Annotated in this window: 22 protein-coding genes; 15 read left to right on the top strand and 7 right to left on the bottom strand. The window is 64.9% G+C overall.

The annotated features are described in order from the left end of the window. Positions 1-142: 142 nt before the first annotated feature. Together P9230_RS13240 and P9230_RS13235 are read right to left on the bottom strand one after the other, a co-directional pair. Positions 143-520 (bottom strand): TIGR02301 family protein, encoded by a 378-nt coding sequence (locus P9230_RS13240; RefSeq protein WP_127325374.1) that lies wholly within the window; start codon positions 518-520, stop codon positions 143-145. A 69-nt stretch (positions 521-589) separates the two neighbouring features. Continuing rightward, positions 590-1,018 (bottom strand): NUDIX hydrolase, encoded by a 429-nt coding sequence (locus P9230_RS13235; RefSeq protein ID WP_278119388.1) that lies wholly within the window; start codon positions 1,016-1,018, stop codon positions 590-592. A 113-nt stretch (positions 1,019-1,131) separates the two neighbouring features. Between P9230_RS13235 and P9230_RS13230 the strand changes: the two genes are divergently transcribed. After that, positions 1,132-1,893 (top strand): SOS response-associated peptidase, encoded by a 762-nt coding sequence (locus tag P9230_RS13230; RefSeq protein ID WP_095800108.1) that lies wholly within the window; start codon positions 1,132-1,134, stop codon positions 1,891-1,893. 92 nt (positions 1,894-1,985) lie between these two features. On the opposite strand, the gene P9230_RS13225 is transcribed toward P9230_RS13230, so the two are convergent. Next, positions 1,986-2,141 (bottom strand): hypothetical protein, encoded by a 156-nt coding sequence (locus P9230_RS13225; protein WP_082953737.1) that lies wholly within the window; start codon positions 2,139-2,141, stop codon positions 1,986-1,988. 388 nt (positions 2,142-2,529) lie between these two features. Here P9230_RS13225 and cysS point away from each other — a divergent pair, with 388 nt between their 5' ends. The 10 genes from cysS (at position 2,530) to P9230_RS13175 (ending at position 10,777) form a co-directional block, all read left to right on the top strand. Beyond that, positions 2,530-3,981: a cysteine--tRNA ligase gene (cysS, locus tag P9230_RS13220; protein WP_278119386.1), complete on the top strand. Its 1,452-nt coding sequence runs from the start codon at positions 2,530-2,532 to the stop codon at positions 3,979-3,981. 283 nt (positions 3,982-4,264) lie between these two features. Then, a complete protein-coding gene (locus tag P9230_RS13215) occupies positions 4,265-4,669 on the top strand; it encodes a DUF559 domain-containing protein (RefSeq protein WP_127246232.1) in 405 nt (134 codons plus the stop codon). Beyond that, positions 4,666-5,052, top strand: coding sequence for a VOC family protein (locus P9230_RS13210; protein WP_278119384.1), 387 nt, complete (start codon positions 4,666-4,668; stop codon positions 5,050-5,052). The genes P9230_RS13215 and P9230_RS13210 overlap by 4 nt, the downstream gene beginning before the upstream one ends. A gap of 18 nt (positions 5,053-5,070) precedes the next feature. Next, the gene (locus P9230_RS13205) at positions 5,071-5,562 is read left to right on the top strand and encodes a GFA family protein (protein ID WP_095823668.1); all 492 of its coding nucleotides are present in this window, start codon (positions 5,071-5,073) and stop codon (positions 5,560-5,562) included. Next, positions 5,559-6,035, top strand: a complete 477-nt coding sequence (locus tag P9230_RS13200) for a GFA family protein (protein WP_127246231.1) — start codon at positions 5,559-5,561, stop codon at positions 6,033-6,035. The genes P9230_RS13205 and P9230_RS13200 overlap by 4 nt, the downstream gene beginning before the upstream one ends. Next, positions 6,032-6,997: a prolyl aminopeptidase gene (pip, locus tag P9230_RS13195; protein WP_067321175.1), complete on the top strand. Its 966-nt coding sequence runs from the start codon at positions 6,032-6,034 to the stop codon at positions 6,995-6,997. The genes P9230_RS13200 and pip overlap by 4 nt, the downstream gene beginning before the upstream one ends. A gap of 64 nt (positions 6,998-7,061) precedes the next feature. After that, complete coding sequence (cimA, locus tag P9230_RS13190) at positions 7,062-8,678, top strand: citramalate synthase (protein WP_278119381.1); 1,617 nt, start codon at positions 7,062-7,064, stop codon at positions 8,676-8,678. Positions 8,679-8,760: 82 nt separating this feature from the next. Beyond that, on the top strand, positions 8,761-9,690 hold the full coding sequence (gene rarD, locus P9230_RS13185; protein WP_278119379.1) for an EamA family transporter RarD: 930 nt from the start codon (positions 8,761-8,763) through the stop codon (positions 9,688-9,690). A 10-nt stretch (positions 9,691-9,700) separates the two neighbouring features. After that, positions 9,701-10,387, top strand: a complete 687-nt coding sequence (locus P9230_RS13180; RefSeq protein WP_278119377.1) for a glutathione S-transferase family protein — start codon at positions 9,701-9,703, stop codon at positions 10,385-10,387. A gap of 153 nt (positions 10,388-10,540) precedes the next feature. Beyond that, positions 10,541-10,777 (top strand): CorA family divalent cation transporter, encoded by a 237-nt coding sequence (locus P9230_RS13175; RefSeq protein ID WP_347403997.1) that lies wholly within the window; start codon positions 10,541-10,543, stop codon positions 10,775-10,777. 44 nt (positions 10,778-10,821) lie between these two features. Here P9230_RS13175 and P9230_RS13170 read toward each other — a convergent pair whose 3' ends face one another. Next, a complete protein-coding gene (locus tag P9230_RS13170) occupies positions 10,822-11,109 on the bottom strand; it encodes a hypothetical protein (protein ID WP_278119373.1) in 288 nt (95 codons plus the stop codon). Further along, positions 11,106-12,674, bottom strand: coding sequence for a hypothetical protein (locus P9230_RS13165; protein ID WP_278119371.1), 1,569 nt, complete (start codon positions 12,672-12,674; stop codon positions 11,106-11,108). The genes P9230_RS13170 and P9230_RS13165 overlap by 4 nt, the downstream gene beginning before the upstream one ends. Before the next feature lie 458 nt (positions 12,675-13,132). Here P9230_RS13165 and P9230_RS13160 point away from each other — a divergent pair, with 458 nt between their 5' ends. The 3 genes from P9230_RS13160 to P9230_RS13150 are packed head-to-tail and all read left to right on the top strand — an operon-like array spanning position 13,133 to position 20,957. Continuing rightward, a complete protein-coding gene (locus tag P9230_RS13160; RefSeq protein WP_278119369.1) occupies positions 13,133-14,611 on the top strand; it encodes an efflux RND transporter periplasmic adaptor subunit in 1,479 nt (492 codons plus the stop codon). 29 nt (positions 14,612-14,640) lie between these two features. Next, a complete protein-coding gene (locus P9230_RS13155) occupies positions 14,641-17,742 on the top strand; it encodes a multidrug efflux RND transporter permease subunit (protein WP_278119484.1) in 3,102 nt (1,033 codons plus the stop codon). Further along, a complete protein-coding gene (locus tag P9230_RS13150) occupies positions 17,739-20,957 on the top strand; it encodes an efflux RND transporter permease subunit (protein ID WP_278119367.1) in 3,219 nt (1,072 codons plus the stop codon). The genes P9230_RS13155 and P9230_RS13150 overlap by 4 nt, the downstream gene beginning before the upstream one ends. A gap of 298 nt (positions 20,958-21,255) precedes the next feature. On the opposite strand, the gene P9230_RS13145 is transcribed toward P9230_RS13150, so the two are convergent. Continuing rightward, positions 21,256-21,546 (bottom strand): muconolactone Delta-isomerase family protein, encoded by a 291-nt coding sequence (locus P9230_RS13145; protein WP_278119365.1) that lies wholly within the window; start codon positions 21,544-21,546, stop codon positions 21,256-21,258. Positions 21,547-21,662: 116 nt separating this feature from the next. On the opposite strand from P9230_RS13145, the gene P9230_RS13140 reads away from it, so the two are divergent. After that, positions 21,663-22,553, top strand: coding sequence for a LysR substrate-binding domain-containing protein (locus P9230_RS13140; RefSeq protein WP_278112012.1), 891 nt, complete (start codon positions 21,663-21,665; stop codon positions 22,551-22,553). A 70-nt stretch (positions 22,554-22,623) separates the two neighbouring features. Here P9230_RS13140 and P9230_RS13135 read toward each other — a convergent pair whose 3' ends face one another. Beyond that, the gene (locus tag P9230_RS13135) at positions 22,624-23,235 is read right to left on the bottom strand and encodes a TIGR00730 family Rossman fold protein (protein WP_066997348.1); all 612 of its coding nucleotides are present in this window, start codon (positions 23,233-23,235) and stop codon (positions 22,624-22,626) included. Positions 23,236-23,289 lie beyond the last annotated feature (54 nt).

Raw genomic sequence — 23,289 nt, 5'->3', positions numbered from 1 at the left:
TAATTCCGCATTTGTCCACTAACGTTTCATTAACATTGTTGCACAAGCGCAACAGATGATTGCACCAAGGCGCAGCCTGATACAATAAGGCCGGCCACATTGGAGCGATTTGTCGGTGGATAGTCGCGATCGATGCCGGTCCTCAATTCCCGTAGCGGGAAGCGATATCGCGCGACAGCGTCTCGCCTTCCTTCATGTAGCGGGCAATGGCCTCGGTGGCCGAAGGCGTGCACTGCGTGTAGGTGCCGCTGAAGGAGCGGTAGCCGCGATTGAAGGAGGCGATGAAGCGGGCGCGCCGGTTGGGATCGGGATTTTCCGACTCGAGCAGCTTTTCCATCTCCAGCCGCCACTGGTCGCCTTTCTCGCCGCAGAGGTTGCGCAGGAAATGCAGCGAACCCAGCACCTCGGCGAGGCGCATCAGCCCGGGCTCGAACGGCGCCTCGGCCGCCGATGCCAGCTGCACCGTGACGGCCATGCTGATAGCGAGGCTTGCGGCGAGAAAGGGGGAGGCGCGGGTCATCAGGGCCTTGCGATGGAAGAGCAAGGCTTTGTGGCGAAACATTTTGTCGCCCGCAAGGCCATTCTGGGGTCACCGCTCGGCGGCTTGCGCAGGACCAAGCAACTCCTCGGCAACTTCAAACACATCGCCCGCCAGCGGCATCGCCGCCATTTCCGCCAGCGTGTAGAACGCCGCCGTCTCGGCGTCATCGCTCGCTGCCGGCTCGCCGCCGACATAGGCCGCGCCGAACACCGTCAGCAAATAGTCGACCGCGTGGTGCTCAGCGCGGCCGTCGATATGGATGTCGCGCAGCGGGCGGTAATCCTTCGCCTGGAGCCCCGTTTCCTCCTTGAGTTCGCGCGCCGCGGCTTGCGCCAGCGTCTCGCCCGGCTCGACCTTGCCGCCGGGATACGCGTAGAGCCCTTGCGAAGGCGGCCGCGCCCGCTTGACAAGCAGCACCGTCTTGCCGCGCGCGACGGCGACGGAGACTGCCGGGATAATCTTGCGAACCTTGTTCATGCGTTGCGAATCGCGCCGGCTGCCGGCTTGGTTGTGGACCGGACAGCTTTAGCGGTTGCGGCGCGGCGGTTCCATCGCCACTTTCATGGCGATCCCGACCGAAGAGCCAATCCATGTGCGGACGCTTTGCCCTGACCGCCTCGCCGGACCAGACCGCCGCCATTCTTGGCCTGGCGGAGCTGGAGGCGTTTCCGGCCCGCTACAATATCGCTCCGACGCAGCCGGTGCTGATGGCGTTCGCCAGTCCGCCAAGAGCGCCAGGCTCCAACCTGCCAGACCGCCAGGCGATGCTGGTGCGCTGGGGCCTGATCCCGACTTGGGTCAAGGATACGAAGGAATTTCCGCTGCTCTTCAACGCGCGCTCGGAAGGCGTGCTGCAGAAGGCCTCGTTCAAGACCGCCATGCGCCATCGCCGGGCCCTTGTGCCGGCCTCCGGCTTTTATGAATGGCAGCAGTCGGGTAGCGCCAAGGGCCAGCCCTACTGGATCCAGCCGCGGCGGGGCGGGGTGATCGCCTTCGCCGGTCTGATCGAGACCTATGCCGAGCCGGGCGGTTCCGAGATGGACACCGGCGCGATCCTCACCACGCGGGCCAACGCCGGCACCGCCCATATCCACGACCGCATGCCGGTGGTGATCGAGGAACGCGATTTCGCCCGCTGGTTGGATTGCCGCACGCAGGAGCCGCGCGACGTGCTCGACCTCCTCAAGCCCGCCGAGCCCGATTTCTTCGAGGCGATTCCGGTTTCCGACCTCGTCAACAAGGTCGCCAACACCGGGCCGGAGATTCAGGAGCGGGGCATGGTCGGGCCTCAGCCCGACAAGGTCAGGCGCCAGAAACCCGGCGCGGACGAAAACCAGATGACCCTGTTTTAGCGAAGGCTGCTAGCGGAGGCTCCACGGCGAGCATTGGCGTCGCCCTCATTGCCGGCACCCCGATCATCGGAGACTGCGCCGGTCCTGCCGTTTCAAGCGGCGCGCGGCGAGATGATCTTCTGCGCCGGCTTCTTCTTCTTCGCGGTGTGAAGAAGGGCTGCGACGATGGCCGCAGGGCCGATCGCGCGGTAGTGGCTGGCGAGCGGCTGCTGCGCCGGTCGGCTTTGTTCTTGCTTACTTCGAGGCATTGTTCTCTTCCCTGGTAACGTTTTCGTGTCTGGGTTTGGTGGTCGATTCGGACCAAATCGTGACGTTTGGCGGTCTAGTCCGATAATGTTTCATCACTGTGCCGAGATGCTTAATAAAATGTTTCGGCCCGTTTTTACCTGTGATGGAACGACAGCTTTCCCGAGTTGAGCGACTTGACGGCAACACCTGCGGACGCGATAAAGCCGGGCATGAAAACGTCTTTCGCCATTTGTGGCATTTGCATTATTGGCTAGCCTCGCGCTGGTCCGGACGTTTTCGCCTTATCTTCCCCTAGATTGGACAAACGCCCCGGCCAGCAGGCTGGAGCCCGATTTGCGCCCGCGCGCGGGGAGGCTCCGTCCAACATAAGGGATCGGAAGAGCACGAATGTCTGACGCATCGAAGGGCCTCAGCCTTTACAACACGCTGACGCGGGCGAAGGAGCGTTTCGTTCCGATCGATCCGCAAAACGTGCGCATGTATGTTTGCGGCCCGACGGTCTACGACTTTGCCCATATCGGCAACGCGCGGCCGGCGATCGTCTTCGACGTGCTGTTCCGTTTGCTGCGCCAACTCTATGGCGAAAAGCACGTCACGTATGTGCGCAACATCACGGATGTCGATGACAAGATAAATGCGCGCGCCCTGCGCGATTTCGGCGCCGAGATCGAAGTCGGGACGCTTTCGCTGAACGACGCGATCCGGCGCGTCACCGAAAAGACCGCCGACCAGTACCACAAAGATGTCGCGGCACTCGGCTGTTTGGAGCCGACCCACGAGCCGCGGGCGACCGAATTCGTCGCGCCCCGCGCCGACGGCAAGGCCGACATGCTGTCGCTGATTGCGCAACTGATCGAGCGCGGCCACGCCTATGTCGCCGGGGGCGAGGTGCTCTTCGACACCGCCTCGATGCCCGATTATGGCGAGCTTTCGAAGCGCAATCTCGACGAGCAGCAGGCCGGCGCCCGCATCGCGGTCGACGCCCACAAGAAGAACCCCGGCGATTTCGTTTTATGGAAACTCTCGACGCCGGAAGAGCCCGGCTGGGAAAGCCCGTGGGGCAGGGGCCGTCCGGGCTGGCACATCGAATGCTCGGCCATGTCGGCCGCCTATCTCGGCGAGATCTTCGACATCCATGGCGGCGGCCTCGACCTGATCTTCCCGCATCACGAGAACGAGATCGCCCAGTCGCGCTGCGCCCACGGCACCAAAGTCATGGCCAATGTCTGGATGCACAACGGCTTCCTTCAGGTCGAGGGCCAGAAAATGTCGAAGAGCCTCGGCAATTTCTATTCGATCCATGAGCTCTTGGAGACCGAGACTTTCGGCGGCAGGAAGTGGCCGGGCGAGGTGCTGCGGCTGGCGATGCTGATGACGCATTACCGCGAGCCGATCGACTTTTCCGTGCGCAAGCTGGAGGAGGCGGAAAACACGCTGCGCAAATGGAAGCGTGCGGCCGACCTTGCGCCCGCGGCGGCGAGGGACCAGCCGGCAGACGTGCTGGAAGCGCTGTCCGACGACCTCGCCACCTACGCTGCCTTCCAGCGATTGACACAGCTTGCCGGCGAGGCGGTGGAGTTCACTGGCGCCGGCGAGAACGCCGCCGCGGCTTCGCTGAAAGCGGCGCTTGCCTTTCTGGGTTTCGATGTCGGCGCAGCGAAGGTGGACGAAACCGTGATCGCTGAGGCGATCGCCAGGCGCCTGAAGTTCATCGCCGACAAGAATTGGGCTGAGGCCGACCGCATCCGCGACGAGCTTCTGGCGCGAGGCGTTCAGCTCAAGGACGGCAAGGATCCGGTCACCGGCCAGCGGGTGACGACCTGGGAGATCAAGCGGTGAGGGTGGCGCAGGGGATCGTTTCAGGACTGGCGGAGGCGCCGGTGACGTCCAATCTCCCCCCTTGCGGGGGAGATGTCCGGCAGGACAGAGGGGGGTGCGAAGGAACTCCAGGGTTTGAGTTTTCCCACTCACACACCCGCTATTTCCTAGGAGGGCAGCACTCTCTCGTTGCTACGTCGGCGGGACAGCACCCCCCTCTGTCCTGCCGGACATCTCCCCCGCAAGGGGGGAGATTAGCTCGGGCGTGCGATTTCGTTAATCGCAAACGTGAGGGCGTGTAGCTATGGGCCACGACCTCGTTCCATCCCGTCAGCGCAATAACGCCAAGTCCATGCGGCGTGCCATGACGGATGCCGAGCTGAAACTTTGGAACGAGTTGCGTGCCCACCGCTTGATGGGCATGAGCTTCCGGCGGCAGGTGCCGATCGGACCTTATATCGTTGATTTCGCGTGCTCGGCCCATCGCCTCATAGTCGAGGTCGATGGCAGCCAGCATGGCGATGCGGAACACTTAAACCGTGACGAGGCAAGAAGTGGCTATCTAGCTGCAAGCGGCTGGACCATCCTGCGCTTCTGGAACGACGACGTGATCCGCGATATCGACAATGTCTGCCAGCACATCGTCATTGCGGCCGGCCTGGCCGGCGCCGAAGTGCCTGAGACCGCAACGCAGGAGCTCGTTCCATGATCGATCATCTCGGCATCAGCGTTTCCGATTTCGAAAAGTCCAAGGCGTTCTACGACAAGGCGATGGCGCCGCTTGGCGCTTCGCTGCTCTACATGGTGCCGGAGGAATATACCAGCGGCGCCAAGGTCGGCGGCTATGGCCGCGACCGGCCGGTGTTCTGGCTGAGCGCGGGCAAGGAGAAGCCGAAGGACCATCAGCATGTCGCCTTCACCGCGCGCAGCCGCGCCGAGGTCGACGCCTTCCATGCCGCGGCCCTTGCGGCCGGCGGCAAGGACAATGGCGGGCCGGGGCTGCGTCCGCATTACCACCCCAATTATTACGGCGCCTTCGTCTTCGATCCCGACGGCAACAATGTCGAGGCGGTCTGCCATGATCCGGAGTGAGCTCGATGGGAGGGATCGATGAGCCTTGATAACCGGCCGGTCTATACGGGCGGGTGCCAGTGCGGCGCCGTGCGTTTCCGCGTTGAGGGCGCTCTGGGCGATGCCTCGGTCTGCCATTGCCGCATGTGCCAGAAGGCGAGCGGCAATTTCTATCTGCCGCTGGTCTCGGTGCGCGGCGCCAGGCTGGACTGGACGCGCGGCGGGCCGAAGCGCTTCCGCTCGTCCAGCGCGGCATGGCGCGGCTTCTGCGCCGAATGCGGCACGCCGCTGACCTTCGAGGCGCCGGACGGCGTGGCGCTGGCGATCGCCGCCTTCGACGACCCGGCCGGCATCGCGCCAACCATCCAGTGGGGCGTCGAAGCGAAGCTTCCCTATGTCGACGGCGTTTCGAAACTGCCCTCCGAGGAGACGATGGGCGATATTTCGTCGGCGCCTTATCTCGCCGAGCTCGTCTCCTATCAACATCCCGATCACGACACGGACCAATGGCCGCCGGAGGAAAAACCATGACCGATGAAATTCGAACCGGCGGCTGCCAGTGCGGCGCCGTGCGCTTCCGCGTCCACGGCAAGCTCGGGCGCCCGTCCATCTGCCATTGCCGCATGTGCCAGAAACAGTTCGGCAATTTCTTTGGCGCCCTGGTGACGGTGCCGAAGGATGGCGTCGAATGGACCCATGAGGAGCCGAGCTATTTCCAGTCCTCGGTCAACATCGATCGCGGCTTCTGCCGCCGCTGCGGCACGCCGCTCACCTACCGCCAGCCGGGCGGGCTGGAGATCGCCATCGGTGCCTTCGACGAGCGTTCGGACCTCGCGCCGCAGATCCAGGTCAACTACGCGGTGCGGCTGCCCTGGGTGGAGAAGATCTTCGAGGCGCCGGTCCACGACGACCCCGACTACTATCGACGGCAGGAGCAGATCATCTCCTTCCAGCATCCCGATCACGAGACGGCCAACTGGCCGCAGCAGGGACTGAAACTATGACGATCCACAGCAGCTCCTTGCGCACGCTCTATCCCGAGATCGAGCCGTTCGAAACAGGCATGCTCGATGTCGGTGATGGCCACACCATCTATTGGGAGCGCTGCGGCACCAAAGGCGCCAAGCCAGCCGTGTTCCTGCATGGCGGCCCTGGAGGCACGATCTCGCCCAAACACCGGCGGCTGTTCGACCCGAAACTCTACGACGTCATCCTGTTCGACCAGCGCGGCTGCGGCAAGTCGACGCCCAACGCCTCGCTGGAAGCCAACACCACCTGGCATCTCGTCACCGACATCGAACGCCTGCGCGAGATGGCGGGCTTCGACAAATGGCTGGTGTTCGGCGGCTCGTGGGGCTCGACGCTGGCGCTCGCCTATGCCGAAACGCATCCCGAGCGCGTCAGCGAGCTCGTCGTGCGCGGCATCTATACGCTCACCCGCGCCGAGCTCGAATGGTACTATCAGTTCGGCGTCTCCGAGATGTTTCCCGACAAGTGGGAGCGTTTTCTCGCGCCGATCCCCGAGGCCGAGCGCGGCGACATGATGGCCGCCTACCGCAAGCGGCTGGTGGGCACCGACCGCAAGGCGAAGGTCGAGGCGGCGCTTGCCTGGAGTCTGTGGGAAGGCGAGACGATCACGCTTTTGCCGGAGCCGGAAACCAGCACGCCTTTCGGCCAGGACGACTATGCCATCGCCTTCGCCCGCATCGAGAACCACTATTTCGTCCATGCCGGCTGGCTGGAAGAAGGACAGCTGCTGCGCGATGCCTGGAAGCTGAAGGATATCCCCGGCACCATCGTCCACGGCCGCTACGACATGCCGTGCCCGGCGCGCTATGCCTGGGCGCTGCACAAGGCCTGGCCGAAGGCGGATTTCCACCTCATCGAAGGCGCCGGCCACTCGTATTCGGAGCCGGGGATTCTGGACCGGCTGATCCGGGCGACGGATAAATACGCCGGCAAATAACCGTGCAGGTTTGTGCTCTACGGCGCCCCCGGCGCGAAGGATCGCGACTTTTCGAGCTACAGCCATGACAAAGCAACGCCTCTACCTCTTCGACACCACGCTGCGCGACGGCCAGCAGACGCCGGGCATCGACTTTTCCGTCGAGGACAAGATCGCGATCGCCAAGCTGCTCGATGAGTTCGGCATCGACTATGTCGAGGGCGGCTATCCCGGCGCCAACCCGACCGACACCGCCTTCTTCCATCAGAAGCGCACGGAAAGCGCGAAATTCGTCGCCTTCGGCATGACCAAGCGGGCGGGGGTTTCGGCCTCCAACGATCCGGGGCTGGCGGCGCTGCTGCAGTCGAAGTCGGACGCGATCTGCTTCGTCGCCAAGAGCTGGGACTATCACGTACGCGTGGCGCTTGGCTGCACCAACGAGGAGAACCTTGACTCGATAAAAGTCTCGGTCCAGACGGCCGCCGCCGCCGGCAAGGACGCGATGGTCGACTGCGAACATTTCTTCGACGGCTTCAAGGCCAATCCGGCTTACGCGCTGGCCTGTGCCAAGACCGCCTATGATGCCGGGGCGCGCTGGGTGGTGCTATGCGACACCAATGGCGGCACGCAGCCTTCGGAAGTGCGGGCCATCGTCGAGAAGGTGATCGCGGGCGGCATCCCTGGCGACCATCTCGGCATTCATGCCCATGATGACACCGGCCAGGCGGTGGCGAATTCCCTTGCCGCCGTCGAGGCCGGTGTGCGCCAGATCCAGGGCACGCTGAACGGCATCGGCGAGCGCTGCGGCAACGCCAATCTGGTCACAATCATCCCGACGCTCGCGCTCAAGCCGGCCTTCGCCGATCGCTTCGAGACAGGCATTTCGGCCGAAGCACTGACCGGCATTTCGCGGCTCTCCCGCGCTTTCGACGAATTGCTCAACCGCGCGCCGGAAGCTCAGGCGCCCTATGTCGGCTCATCCGCCTTCGCCACCAAGGCGGGTATCCATGCCTCGGCGCTGGCCAAAGAGCCGGCGACTTACGAGCATGTGCCGCCGGAAGCCGTGGGCAACCGCCGCCGTGTCATGGTCTCCGACCAGGGCGGCAAGGCCAATTTCCTCGCCGAATTGAAGCGGCGCGGCATCGACGTGCCGAAGGACGACAGCCGGCTCGACGCGCTCATCGCCATCGTCAAGGAGCGCGAGGCCGAAGGCTACGCCTATGAGGGCGCCGACGCCTCCTTCGAGCTCTTGGCCCGCAAGACGCTGCACGGCCTGCCGGAGTTCTTCAACGTCACCTCGTTCCGCTGCATGGTCGAGCGCCGCTTCGATGCCAACGGCAACGTGAAGACCGTGTCCGAAGCGATCGTGAAGGTGATGGTCGACGGCGAGGAGAAGATGTCGGTGGCCGAAGGCCACGGCCCGGTCAACGCGCTCGACATCGCGCTGCGCAAGGATCTCGGCAAGTATCAGAACGAGATCGTCGACCTCGAGCTCGCCGACTTCAAGGTGCGCATTCTCAACGGCGGCACCGAAGCCATCACCCGAGTGCTGATCGAATCGCACGATTCCACCGGCGCCCGCTGGTGGACGGTCGGCGTATCGGAAAACATCATCGACGCCTCCTTCCAGGCGCTGATGGATTCGATCATCTACAAGCTGATGAAGAACCGTGATATGGCTGGCTTAGTCGCGGCGGAGTAGGTTGAACCATCATCAAAAGTCCATTGATCCATCAGAATTTTGCGATGGTCTTGGACGGTCCCCTGGGCCATAGCGTTGGGCCATGGTCACCGCAACAGCCGATCTCGATCAAGATGCCAAGGCCCGCCGCGGCTTCCTTTTGGCGCTCGGCGCCTATTTCCTCTGGGGGCTGTTGCCCTTCTACATGAAAGCGGTGGCGCACCTGCCTCTGATCGAGGTGATCTCGCACCGGATCGTTTGGTCGGTGCCGATCGCCGCTGCCGTGCTGGTTTGGGCCGGCCGCACCGCCGACTTCAAGGCCGCGATCCGCTCGCCGAAAAGCCTCGCCATGGCGGCGCTGACGGCGACGCTCATCTCGGTCAACTGGGGCATCTATGTCTGGGCGATCGCAGTCGACCGCACGGTCGAGACGGCGCTCGGCTACTATATCAACCCGCTGGTCAGCGTGGTGGTCGGCGCCGTTCTGCTCGGCGAACGGCTCGACCGGCTGCAGATCGCGGCGGTGGCGCTCGCCGCGATCGCGGTGACCGTGCTCACCGTCGAGGCCGGCAAATTACCCTGGGTATCGCTGGCATTGGCCTTCTCCTTCGCCGCCTACGGCTTCTTCCGCAAGACGCTGCCGATCGGGCCGAGCCAGGGCTTTCTGCTCGAAGTTCTTTTGCTGTCGGTGCCGGCGCTTTGCTACATTGCCTACCTGATCGCCACGGGCGAGGACCATTTCATCTCCAGCACCGGCGGCGACACTGCACTGCTGATCGGCTGCGGCCCGGTGACCGCGGTGCCGCTTCTGCTCTTTGCCTTCGGCGCCAGGCTTTTGCGCCTCTCTACCATCGGCATCATGCAATATATCGCGCCGACCATGGTGTTCCTGATCGCCGTCTTGATCTTCGATGAGCCGTTCGGCACCACGCAGGCCATAGCTTTCGCCCTTATCTGGACTGCGCTGGCCATGTACAGCTGGTCAATGTTCAGAGGGCGCGAGGTCCGCCAGGCGGGTCCCGCGACGAGGTGAGGGCGGTAAAATGTACCTGCTTTATATCGGCAACAAGAACTATTCGTCCTGGTCGCTACGGCCGTGGGTGCTGATGCGGACTCTCGACATTCGCTTCGAAGAGCGGCTGACGCCGTTCCCGACCGGATCGAGTTTTGGCCTCTTCCGGTCATTCTCGCCGAATGGCCGCGTGCCCTGCCTGGTCGACGATGGCTGGGCGGTGTGGGACTCGCTCTCGATCGTCGAATATCTGGCAGAGCGGCATCAGGGCGTTTGGCCGGCCGATGCGAAAGCGCGCGCCTGGGCGCGCTCCGCCACCGCCGAAATGCATTCGAGCTTTGCCACGCTGCGCAATGACTGCCCGATGAGCTGTGGCGTGCGCGTCAAGCTGGCATCGATGTCCGATGCGCTGAAGCACGATCTCTTCCGCCTGGGCGACTTGTGGAACGACGGCCTTGCGCGATTCGGCGGACCGTTCCTAGCCGGAGACCACTTCACCGCGGTCGATGCTTTCTTCGCTCCGGTCGTTTTCCGGGCACAGTCCTATGGACTGGCATTCGAGGGCGCCGCCGCTGCTTATCCCAAGCGGTTGCTCGATCTGCCTGCCCTGCGCGAATGGTATGCGGCCGGCCTCGCCGAGACATGGCGCGAGCCGGACCATGAGGCGGAAGTCCGCGCGGCCGGTACTGTCGTCGAGGATCTGCGCGCAAGCGCATAGACGTTAAACCCGGCCCAGCCGTCGCACGACCATGTAGACGATGCCGGCGCTGCATCACGACGGCGAGCAGTTGCAGGCGCGAACCCGGCTTTTGCAGGACGAACTGATGGCGAAGCTTACGGAGCGGTCGGTCTGCTCTACATCCTCTCCATCATGACGGCGGTGCTGCTGCCGATGACCATCATCTCCGGCCTGTTCGGCATGAATGTCGGCGGGCTGCCGCTAGTCGATACGGCGCTCGGCTTCTGGGTGGTGACGGCGATTTCGGTCGTCGTCGTATGCGCGCGGTGCGAGAGCCTTGCCGCCATGTCGCCGGTCGCTTCCGTTAGGACAAGCCTCCACGCCGAACGAGCCGCTGGCGCTCAGACCAGACAAGTTGGGCCCCAATGAAAGGGAATGCCCGCCCCTGGCAATCTGGGACGGGCTGGCCTTCGCTAGCACCCTTCGGTGGTCTTTTTCATCTGGCCAGGCGCGGCCGTTTTCGCATCGGTATCCTGCTGTCCGGGAGCTGCCTGCTTCGCGCTGCCGGTCTGCTGGCCAGGCGCGCAGTCCTTTGCCGAATTGGTCGCGCCCGTGGTGGTCGAGTCGGTGTCCTGTGTGCTGGGTGTCGTTGTCGTGGTGGTCGTCGTCGTGGACGATCCGCTGGTGGTGCTGCTGGATTGCGCCATCGCAAGGCCGGCGGACATGGCCACAATGGCTGAAGCGAGAAGAACCCGTTTCATTCATCATCTCCTGGAAGCGGCAATGTCCCTTCTGTTATGAAACATCGAAAGGAAGCGGCGGTTCCCTTGGCTGTAGCCGGTGGTGACCAGGAAGGAGCCGGTGCTCTACCGGACGAGGCCGAGCGTGACCCGAGCGCCGGCAGGCGCCTGCGCGAAGGCAAGTCCAGCCCGCGGCTGGCGCCAGTGATAAAAGCATCGAGACTGAACAGTCCTACTCCTGCTGTCCCGCCAACGCCGCCTGAACGGCCGCCATTCCGGGATCGCGACCCTTGAGCAGATCGTCGATCGACCATGGCGCGGCAATGTCGGGCTCGAGCGTCTTGAGCGCAACCGGCTTGCGGCCCTTGCCTTTGTCGATGGTGGCGACAAGCACGGGCGTCGGTGCCCGTGGCGGAACTCGGTTGCGCCATGCCGACGAAACAATCGGCGTAGGCCTTGCAGCCGTTTTGAAGGTCATAGCGCTGCGTCGCGGACTGCAGCACGACGCCCGAATGCGGCAGCGTCACCTGCTGCTGATCGGCGAAGAACATCATGCGGTCGCCGGGCGCTTCGCCGACCAGTGTGACCCTGTCCCCGCCAGCCTGCTTGAGATAGGCGACGTCGACAATTCCCGCCGAAAAGGTAATCGGGCTTTCCAGCACGAACAGCCGTCCCGGCGGTTTGACGCGGGACGGCCAGGAACTGAGCGCATCGCGGGTCAGCATCAAGTTGCCGCCGGTGTTGAAGCGCATGTCGAGGACGAGGTTCTTGCGGCCGAGGCGGACCCGGGCGGCTTCGACCTCAGCCAGGAAATCGGCGATCTTCCCGGTCTTGCCGTCGACGTTGCGTCTGATCTCGGCGACGACGCCATCGAGTTCGGGCGCATCGCGCCAGCGGAACGGCTGTTCCTGATCCTGCAGCGGCCAGGGCGCGCGGCCCTTGGGAAAAATCTTCACCCAGTCGCGGCGCTGCGGCTCCGGGGCGAGCTTGCGGTCGATGATGCGGCCGTCGGGCGTCTGGAAGCGAAAGGTCGCGTCGCCGGCGGCATTGGCGAGCCCGAGCGCATGCAGCAGGTCGGGCCGGACGATCGCGTCGGTCGCCTCGATGTCGCGCCATGCCGCCACGCCGCCATGCAGGCTGCGCAGCGCCGAGGACACTTCAGCAGCCGGATGGCCGTCGATGCCGGCGAGTCGGCTGCCCAGCAGATCGCTGTTTTGGGGGCTGGCCGCTACGACGTAGAAGGCGCCGCCGATGGGCAGCAAAGACATCGCCACACCATTGGCGCGCGGCAGCTTGCAGGTCGTGTGACCATTGTCGGCCAGCGCCGCGATCTGGCAGAGATGAACGGTGAACATCGCCGCATCGATCGAGCCCGCAGCTGCGTCCAGGGCCTGCAGGCGAAGTTCCGCTTCCGCGCGGGCGGCTTGCGAGTAGGATCGGTCGACCTCGAGAAAGTCATGGCGGAAGACTTTCAGATCCTCGACCTGTGCGTCATGCGAGGTGACCCCGTCCGGACTTTGCGCGGTCGCGTGGCCGAGCGCCAACAGGCTGAGCAGGGGCAAGGCGAGCAGCCGGGCAAAGGTCATGGCTTCCCTCTCGATCGCGATCCGGCCCGCTGCCGATAAAGCTGAGGAATAGGGCAGCTTCGCACGTCGCCGCGTTCACATCTTTGCGAGCGGGATGGAGTGGGGTCCCGCTCGGAGGCTGCGGTTGCGCCGGGACCGGAACGGGGCCTGACCGTCAAAAGGCGGTCCGCCGCACGGGCCGGGTTCACCCCTTAAAGCCTTGTCATCATTGGCCGGGGCGGCGCGGTCGGTCACTCCCACGCGATGGGGGCACGTCCCGAACAGCCCGCCCCGGGCGTGCATTTTTGAGTGTGGTCTTCAACCTAACCCATTCAATTCTTACGGGAATTTAATGTCGGGCGCAATTGCATGGCCGGGTTCCGGCGTTATGTTCCCGGCCGGATTGCGTCTTGGGCCAGTGACGCTGGCCAAGGACGTGGTCGACCTGGCCGCTTGCGGTTCGATGGATAGGTGACAAAGTGGACGACGAAGTCGCCAGCCGGCTACAGCCGCTCCGTGAGCCGATGGCAGACATCAAGCCGGTGGTCGTGCGTCGCCGGCGCCGCGGCTGGATGGTCGCGCTGCTGCTGGTGGCGGCTGGAGCGGGCGTCGCCTTCTGGCTTCATCCAGCGCCGGTGCAGCAGCAAGGCGCGCGCGGGGGCGGACGCTTCCGGGGCGGCGATCTCGGCGCGCAGCCGGTCGCCGTCGCCTCGGTGACGCAGGCCGACATCCCGATCACGCTGGAGGCGCTGGGCACGGTCACCTCACTGTCGACGGTGACGGTGCGCCCGCAGGTCAGCGGGCAGATCACCGCGATCGCCTTCACCGAAGGGGAGATGGTGAAGAAGGGCGATTTTCTTGCCCAGGTCGACGACCGCACTCTCCAAGCCTCGCTGCATCAGCTGCAGGGCCAATTGAAGCACGATCAGGCGCTGCTGAGCGATGCCAGGCTCGACCTCGACCGCGATCTGAAGCTGACCTCCAACGCCATCACGCAGCAGGCGGTCGACCTGCAGCGCGCGACCGTGCAATCCGACGAGGGCACGGTCATGTCCGACCAGGCGCAGATCGAGGCCGTCGAGGTCAATATCGCCAACAGCCATATCGTTGCACCTGCCGACGGCCGCATCGGCCTCAGGCTGGTCGATCAGGGCAATTACGTCACGCCTTCCGACAGCACCGGCATTGCGGTGATCACCGAGATGCAGCCGATTTCGGTGCTGTTCTCGCTGCCCGAAGACACCCTCGCCGAAGTGCTGGAACAGTCGCATGGTAATGCCGGGCTCAAGGCCACCTTGTTCGACCGCAACGACACCAAGCAGATCGCCGAAGGCACGCTGCAGACGATCGACAACCAGATCGATCCGACCACCGGCACCGTGAAGCTGCGCGCCGTGTTTGCTAACGCCGACGGCGGGCTTTATCCCAACCAGTTCGTCAACGTGCATCTCCTGGTGCGCACGCTGACCGGCGTGACGGTGCTGCCCAACGCCGCCATCCAGCACGGCGCTCCAGGCACTTTCGTCTATCAGCTCAACGACGACAGCACTGTCTCGGTGAAGACCGTTTCCCTTGGCCCCGGCGACGCCTCGGTCACGCAATTGCTGTCGGGCCTTCCGCCGGGCGCCAAGGTGGTCGTCGATGGCGTCGACCGGCTGAAGGACGGCGCCAAGGTGACCGTGCCTGACAACAGCGCCGCGCCGACCGCCGGCGCTGGATCTCCCGCGCAGCCGCAAGCGGAGGGTAGGGGCAGCGGGGCCGCCGCGACCAGCAATACGTCTGCCGTCAACCCCGGCAACGCGCCCGCGATCTCGAGCAGCCAGCGCCAAGGTTCGGCAGGCGACGGCGCGGACGCATCGGGCGATGCCAACCGCAAGCACCACCGCCACCATCGTCGCGACGGCAGCGGCAATAGCGGTAGCAGCGGAAATGGTGGCGACACCGGCGAAGCCCAATGAGCACGCCGAGCGGTCTCGTCTCCGGCTGGCTGAACCCGTCGCGGCCGTTCATCCTGCGGCCGGTGGCCACCACGCTGATCATGGCCACCATCCTGGTGGTCGGCATGATCGCCTATCTCTTCCTGCCGCTCTCGGCCTTGCCTGAGGTCGACTACCCGACGATCCAGGTGCAGACCTTCTATCCCGGCGCCAGCCCGGAGGTGATGACGACTTCGGTCACGGCACCCTTGGAGCGCCAGTTCGGCCAGATGCCGGGGCTGGAGCAGATGTCGTCGGGGAGTTCGGCCGGCGCCTCGGTCATCACGCTGCGCTTCAGCCTCGACCTCAGCCTGGATATTGCCGAGCAGGAGGTTCAGGCGGCGATCAACGCGGCCGGCAACCTTCTGCCCGCCGACCTGCCGGCGCCGCCGATCTACGCCAAGGTGAATCCGGCCGATGCGCCGATCCTGACGCTGGCGATCACCTCGAAGACGCTGCCGCTGACCGAAGTCGAGAACTATGCCGAGACGCGGCTGGCGCAAAAGATCTCGCAGCTCCCGGGCGTCGGGCTGGTCAGCATCTCCGGCGGCGAGCGGCCGGCCGTGCGAATCCGCGTAAAGCTCAAGGCGCTGGCCGCCATGGGGCTCAACATCGACGATCTGCGCACCACCATCGGCGCGCTCAACGTCAACACGCCGAAAGGCAGCTTCGACGGGCCGGCGCGTTCCTACACCATCAACGCCAACGACCAGATCAGCGACCCCAAGACCTATGCGGATATGGTCGTCGCTTACCGCAACGGCGCGCCGGTCAGGCTGGGCGAGGTCTCCGATATCATAGAGGGGCCGGAGAACTCGAAGCTGGGCGCTTGGAAAAACCGCTCGCCGGCGATCCTGCTCAACATCCAGCGCCAGCCCGGAGCCAATGTCATCCGCGTCGTCGACTCGGTGAAGGCGCTGCTGCCGCAGCTTCGCGCCGGCCTGCCGGCGGCGGTCACCGTCGAGCCGCTGACCGACCGCACGACCACCATCCGTGCCTCAGTCCATGACGTCGAGTTCGAGCTGGCGACGGCGGCGCTTCTGGTCGTGCTCGTCACCTTCCTGTTCCTGCGCAACATTCCGGCGACGATCATTCCGAGCCTGTCGGTGCCGCTGTCGCTGATCGGCACGTTCGCGGTCATGTATCTTTGGGGCTTCAGCCTCGACAATCTGTCGCTGATGGCGCTGACCATCGCCTCCGGCTTCGTCATCGACGACGCCATCGTCATGATCGAAAACATCTCGCGTTTCATCGAGCATGGCGACGATCCGGTCACCGCCGCGCTCGAAGGCTCGGCCCAGATCGGCTTCACCATCATCTCGCTCACCGTCTCGCTGATCGCGGTGCTGATCCCGCTTCTGTTCATGGGGGACGTCGTCGGCCGCCTGTTCCACGAATTCGCCATCACGCTTGCGATCGCCATCGTCATTTCGGCCATCGTCTCGTTGACGCTGGTGCCGATGATGTGCGCCAGGCTGCTCAAGCCGCCGTCCGAACGCAGGCAGGGCGCGCTGGCGCGCGGCGCCGAGGCCGGCTTCGACGCTGTCGCGAATGGCTATGCCGCCGCCTTGCGGTGGGTGCTCGACCGTCAGGCGCTGACGCTGCTGGTCGCCGCAGCCACGCTTGCGCTCACCGTTTATCTCTATGTTGTCATCCCGAAAGGCTTCTTCCCGGTTCAGGACACCGGCGCGATTTCGGCGGTCACCGAGGCCGCGGGCTCGGCCTCCTACGCCGACATGGCAGCGCACCAGCAGGCGCTCGCCGATGTCATCCTCAAGGACCCGGATGTCGCGAGCCTGTCGTCCTTCATCGGCGTCGACGGCCAGAACATGACCGCCAACAGCGGCCACATGCTGATCAATCTCAAGCCGCGCGACGAGCGCGCGGCCGATGCCAGCGCGATCATCCGGCGGCTGGCTCGGGAGACCGACGTCGTGACCGGCATCGCGCTGCACATGCAGCCGGTGCAGGACCTGAGCGTGGACTCCACCTCCAGCGCGTCGCAGTACCAATACGTTCTGCAGGATTCGGATCCGGCCGAGCTGGCGACCTGGACATCAAAGCTCACCGATAGGCTGGCGGCACTTCCCGAACTCGCCGACGTGGCCAGCGACAGCCAGCAGAGCGGGCTTGCGGTCGACATCACCATCGACCGAGCGACGGCGGCACGCTTCGGGATTACGCCAGCGACCGTCGACAACGCGCTCTACGATGCCTTCGGCCAGCGCATCATCTCGACCATCTTCACCCAGTCGAACGAATACCGCGTCATCCTTGAAGCCGATCCTTCGGTCGGACAGACGCCGGCTTCGCTGGGCTCGATCTACCTGCCGTCCTCCGGTTCCGGCCAGGTGCCGCTATCGGCGATCGCCAATATCAGTGTCCGGCAGGCGCCGCTGCTGGTGAACCACCTTGCCCAGTTCCCGGCCGCGACCATCTCCTTCAACCTCGCCCCGGGCGTGTCGCTCGGCGACGCCACCGCGGCGATCAGCAAGGCGGAACATGACATGCAGCCGCCCGCCGGCCTGGTCACCGGCTTCCAGGGCGCCGCGCTTGCCTTGCAAAGCTCGCTCTCCAACGAGCTGCTGCTGGTGCTCGCGGCAGTCGCCACCGTCTATGTCGTGCTTGGCGTGCTTTATGAGAGCTTCATCCACCCGCTGACGATCCTCTCGACGCTGCCCTCGGCAACCGTGGGCGCGCTGGTGGCGCTGATGCTCGCCGGCCACGATCTCGACGTGATCGGCATCATCGGCATCGTGCTCTTGGTCGGCATCGTCAAGAAGAACGCCATCATGATGATCGACTTCGCCCTGCAGGCCGAGCGCCTGCAGGGGCTGGACCCGCGCGAGGCGATTTACGAAGCCTGCTTGCTGCGGTTGCGGCCCATCCTGATGACGACGATGGCCGCGCTGTTCGGGGCGCTTCCGCTCCTGCTCGGCGGCCTTGCCGGCTCGGAATTGCACCAGCCGCTCGGCATCACCATCGTTGGCGGGCTGATCGTCAGCCAGGTGCTGACGCTCTTCACCACGCCGGTGATCTACCTTGCCTTCGATAGACTGACGCGGTCGGGGGCGCGTGAAGCGAGAGCGCCGGCCGGCGGGCTCACGCCGTGAACCTCTCCGCGCCCTTCATCGCTAGGCCGGTCGCCACGACGCTGCTGGCCATCGGATTGGCGGCGGCGGGCCTGATCGCATACGTCAATCTTCCCGTCGCGCCGCTGCCCAAGGTGGATTTCCCGACCATCTCGGTGCAGGCCTCGATGCCAGGCGCCAGCCCCGACACGATGTCGACCGATGTCGCGGCGCCGCTCGAACGCCATCTCGGCCAGATCGCCGGGGTTTCCGAGATGACGTCGCGCTCCGGCACCGGCTCGACCAATGTTGTGCTGCAATTCGACCTCGATCGCGACATCAACGGCGCCGCGCGCGACGTTCAAGCCGCCATCAACGCCGCGCGCGCCGACCTCCCGTCCGATCTGCGCAGCAACCCGACCTACCGCAAATACAATCCCGCCGACGCGCCGGTGATGATCCTGGCGCTGACCTCGCGCACACTCACACCCGGTCAGCTCTACGATGCCGCCGCGACCGTGCTCCAGCAGCGCCTCTCCCAGGTCGAGGGCGTCGGCAATGTCGATCTCGGCGGCTCGTCGCTGCCCGCCGTTCGGGTGGAGCTCAATCCGGGGGCGCTGTTCCATTACGGCATCAGCCTGGAGGATGTGCGCGCCGCACTTGCCTCGGCCAATGCCCGCAGTCCGAAGGGCTTCGAGGAGGACGGCGCGCTCCGCTACCAGCTCTACACCAACGACCAGGCGAGCCATGCCGCCGACTATCGCGACCTGGTGATCGCTTGGCGCAACAGTGCGGCGGTGCGCCTCGCCGACATCGCAGATGTCGAGGACTCGGTCGAGGACGTGCGCAATCTCGGCCTCGCCAATGGCGTGCCGGCCGTGCTTTTGGTGCTCTATCGCGAGCCCAACGCCAACATCATCGACACGGTCGACCGCGTGCGCGCGCTGATCCCGACACTGCAGGCTTCGGTGCCGGCGGATGCGCGCCTCAGCATCGCGTCGGACAGCAGCCTCACCATCCGCGGCTCGCTGCGCGACACCGAGCTGACGCTGGTGCTGGCGGTGCTGCTGGTCGTCTTCGTGGTGTTCTGCTTTTTGCGCGACTGGCGCGCGGCGCTGATCCCGAGCGTGGCGCTGGTCGTCTCGATCCTCGGCACCTTCGGAGCGATGTACCTGCTCGGCTACACGCTCGACAATCTGTCCTTGATGGCGCTCACCATCGCCACCGGCTTCGTCGTCGATGACGCCATCGTGGTGCTGGAAAACATCATGCGCCACATCGAGGACGGCATGCCGCGCGGCCGGGCGGCGCTGGTCGGCGCTCAAGAGGTCGGCTTCACCGTGCTGTCGATGAGCGCTTCTCTCGTCGCCGTGTTCCTGCCGATTCTGTTGATGGGCGGCATACTCGGCCGCCTGTTCCAGGAATTCGCCATGACCTTGTCGCTGGCCATCGCCATTTCGCTGGTGCTGTCGCTGACGGTGACCCCGATGATGTGCGCGCATTTTTTGCGCGCGGGTGCAGTCCGATCGGAGCGCCGTTCCATCCTCGCACGCTTCGGCGAAAGCGTCTTCGAGCGCGTCCGCGCCGGCTACGGCCGCTCGCTCGCCTGGTCGCTCGACAATGCCGAGGCGATGCTCATCATCCTGATCGCGGCCGTCGCGCTCAATGTCTACCTCTATACGATCGTGCCGAAGGGCTTCTTCCCGCAGCAGGACACCGGCGAGCTGATCGGCGGCCTGCGCGCCGACCAGGCCATTTCCTTCCAACTGATGCGGCAGAAATTCGAGCGGCTGGAGACGATCCTGAAGAGCGACCCGGCGGTGGCGAACGTCGTCGGCTACATCGGCGGCCGCCAGACCAACTCCGGCTTCGTCTATGTCAACCTGAAGCCGAAGGGCGATCGTGCGCCGCTGCAAGCGGTGCTGGGGCGGCTGCGCGCGCAGCTCAGGCAATTGCCCGGCGCGCAGCTCTTCCTCAACCCGCGCCAGGAGATCAGGGTCGGCGGCCGCCAGAGCCTCGCCACCTATCAATACACGCTGCAGGCCGATACGACCGCGGATCTCGACGAATGGGCGCCGAAACTCGTCGAATTGCTGAAACAGGCGCCGGAGCTAACCGACGTCAATTCGGACCGCGACGAGGCCGGGCTCGAAACCAACATCACCGTCGACCGCGAGAGCGCGGCCCGGCTCGGCCTGACGCCGGCGAGCATCGACAACACGCTTTACGACGCCTTCGGCCAGCGCCAGGTATCGACCATCTTCAACGCCCGCAACCAATATCACGTGGTGATGGAAGTCGCGCCGCGCTATCTGCAGGATCCGAGCGCGCTCAACGGCATCTATGTCAGCACCTCGGGCGCGGCGGCGAGCGGCACGCAGAAGACCAACGCGCTGGCCGGCAGCCTGTCGGGCTCGCTGCAGAATCAGGCGACCAATGCGATCGCCGTCACCGGCCACGGCAGCGCCTCGAGCGGCGCCGCCGTCAGCACCTCGGCCGAGACCATGGTGCCGCTCGCCGCCTTCAGCACTTACGGTCCGGCGACCACGCCGCTTTCGGTCAACCACCAGGGCCACTTCGTCGCCACGACGATCTCGTTCAACCTTGCCGATGGCGCCACGCTCGGCGACGCCTCGGCGGCAATCGACCGCGCCATGGCGGAGCTGAAAATGCTGGTGTCGATCCACGGCTCGCTTGCCGGCACGGCACTCGCCTTCCGCTCCAACCTGCTCAACGAGCTTCTGCTGATCGCTGCCGCGCTCGCCACGATCTATGTCGTGCTCGGCGTGCTCTACGAAAGCTACGTGCACCCGATCACCATCCTGTCGACGCTGCCTTCGGCCGGCATCGGCGCGCTGCTCGCGCTCATCGTCACCGGCATGGAATTCGACGTGATCTCGCTGATCGGCATCATCCTGTTGATCGGCATCGTCAAGAAGAACGCCATCATGATGATCGACATGGCCTTGCAGGCCGAGCGCCAGGAAGGGCTTGCGCCGCGAGAAGCCATCCACAAGGCGAGCCTCCAGCGCTTCCGGCCGATCATGATGACGACCTTTGCGGCTTTGCTCGGCGCATTGCCGTTGGCGCTCGAGACCGGCACTGGGGCGGAGCTGCGCCAGCCGCTCGGCATCGCGATCGTCGGCGGCCTCATCGTCTCGCAGCTTCTCACGCTCTACACCACGCCGGTCGTCTATCTCTATCTCGACCGGCTCAGCGCCCGCGGACCGATGCTGCGAGTGGCGCCGGCGGAGTGATCGGGCACCGCGACCTTTGAGTTGTTCGACCGCGCGAAGCGAAACAGTTCGGCCCGGCGCGCCTTCATCTCCCTCAACGCTACCCGAGGCGGTTGATCGTGAGATCTGGGCCATCGCTTGGTGAACTGGCAAGATGCTTCATCATCGGATGCGCCCTCGAAGGGCGCGACCAGTTCCTGCTCACCCGGCAATTGCCCAAGCGCTATACAGGGGCGTCGCGGGCGGGCCTTTGGCGTCGCTTCCTTGGTCGCTCATAGGTGCTGCCGGGTGAGCGGCAGCACCTCTCTTCATCCCGGTCTCAACGCTTCGGGCCGAAGCCGGGATAGGGATTGAGCGGCACGATCGCCGCGATGTCCATCATTCCGGCCTCGACCAGCGGCAGGGTGGCGAGATGGTCGCGCACCTCCTTATCGTCGGCAGCCTCGAACATCATGCCGCTGCCGGGGATGTCACCGCGGTTCCAGACCTGGCGCACGGCGCCTTGCGCATAGAGCGTGCGCCGCTGCTCGGCTTCGCCCGGAAGCAGCGGCGCGAAATCGCTATCGCTGAACTTTTCGGTGTTGCGGGTGAGAAGGGCAAAGAACTGCATGGCGGTCTCCTTTGTGGCCGGTTGATGCGGCAGATATCGCGCCGGCTGGTCAGACTGTCCAAGACTGATTAGGATAAAGTTCAGACCTTGAAGGACTTAAATCATAGAGACGCAGAATGCTCGACCTGCGGCAGATCCGCTATTTCGTCGCCGTCGCCGAGGCCGGCAATGTCGGCCGCGCCGCCGAGCAGTTGCATATCTCGCAGTCCCCCTTGAGCCGGCAGATCATGCACCTCGAGGAGCAACTCGGCGTCACGCTTTTCGAGCGATCGAAGCAGCGCGTCCGTCTCAACGCCGAGGGCAGGGCTTTCCTTGCCGAGGCGCGCGCTCTGCTCGTCAATGCCGCGCGGCTGGAGGAGCTCGGCCGCAAGCTTGCAAGCGGCGCGACCGGTAGCCTCGCCATCGGCTACGTCGAGGGGGCGGTGCATGCCGGGCTGATCGCCGCGATGCTCAGGGAATTCCGCCGCGAGCGGCCGGATTTTCATCTGCAACTGAGAAGCCGCCGCACGGCCGCGCAGTTCGAGGATCTGCGCCAGCGCGTGCTCGACCTCGGATTCGTCTACGCGCCGGCGCCGCAAGGCGATCCGGATATCGAGAGCATGCTGGTGCGGCGCGAACCGCTGGTGCTGGCGATCCCCGAAGGCGATCCGCTTGTCGATGCGAGCGACATCAGGCCCCGCCATCTTGACGCCCGCGTCTGGATCACCGTCGTGCGCCAACCCGATGACACCAACCGCGCGCAGTTCCTGGCGGCCTGCATGGAGGCCGGTTTCGTGCCCGACATCGCCTACGAGACGGCCGATCCCTTGACCTCGCTCGGCCTGGTCAGCGCCGGGCTGGGCCTAGCGACGGTACAGGAAAGCCTGCAAAGCGCTGCGCCGGCCGGCATCGTCTTTCGCGACCTGCCATGGTTCAAGCGCAGCGTTGAAATCCATCTCGCCTGGCGGCGCAATGACCGGAGGGCGGTGATTGAGGATTTGAGGAGGACGGTGAACGGTGAATGGTGAATAGCGAATGGTTGCTATCTGGCGGTGGACAGATTTCGGCTCACGCGATCCGCACTATTCACCATTCACCTTACATTTTGTCGATCACCGCCTGCACACCTTCCGTCGGCGCGTCGACCGACGAGCCCGCCACCATGATGGCGGCGACGATGGCCTCGGGGTCGTTGACCACCAGCGGCTTCACCCTATGTGCGGTGTGGATGAAGCCTTCGCCCGACATGTGCTCGATGAGCGCCAGCATCGGGTCCCAGAAGGCCTTGATGTTGGCGAACACGATCGGCTTGCGGTGATGGCCGAGTTGCGCCCAGGTCATGATCTCGACGATCTCCTCGACCGTGCCGATGCCGCCCGGCAGCGCCACGAAGGCGTCGGATTTCTCGAACATCCTGTGCTTGCGCTCGTGCATGTTGTCGGTGATCACCAGCTCGTCGAGCTTGTCGAGAGCGGTCTCGGTCGCCTCCTTGTTGATCAGGAAGCGCGGGATGATGCCGGTCACCTTGCCGCCGGCCTTGAGTGCCCCGTCTGCGACGGCGCCCATGATTCCCTTGGTGCCGCCGCCATAGATCAGGCGCAGGCCGGACTTCGCCAGCGAGCGGCCGAGCAGGTGGCCGGCCTTGACATAGGCCTCGTCGCGGCCCGGAGACGAACCGCAATAGACGCAGACGGATCGAATCGTGTTCATGTCATGATTGGTGATAGGGACGGTTGGCGCGGTCAAGCCCAAGGACGGGCTTTT

Source organism: Mesorhizobium sp. WSM4887 (assembly GCF_029625865.1).
Lineage (GTDB): Bacteria > Pseudomonadota > Alphaproteobacteria > Rhizobiales > Rhizobiaceae > Mesorhizobium.
This window is presented reverse-complemented; position numbering and strand designations above follow the sequence as displayed.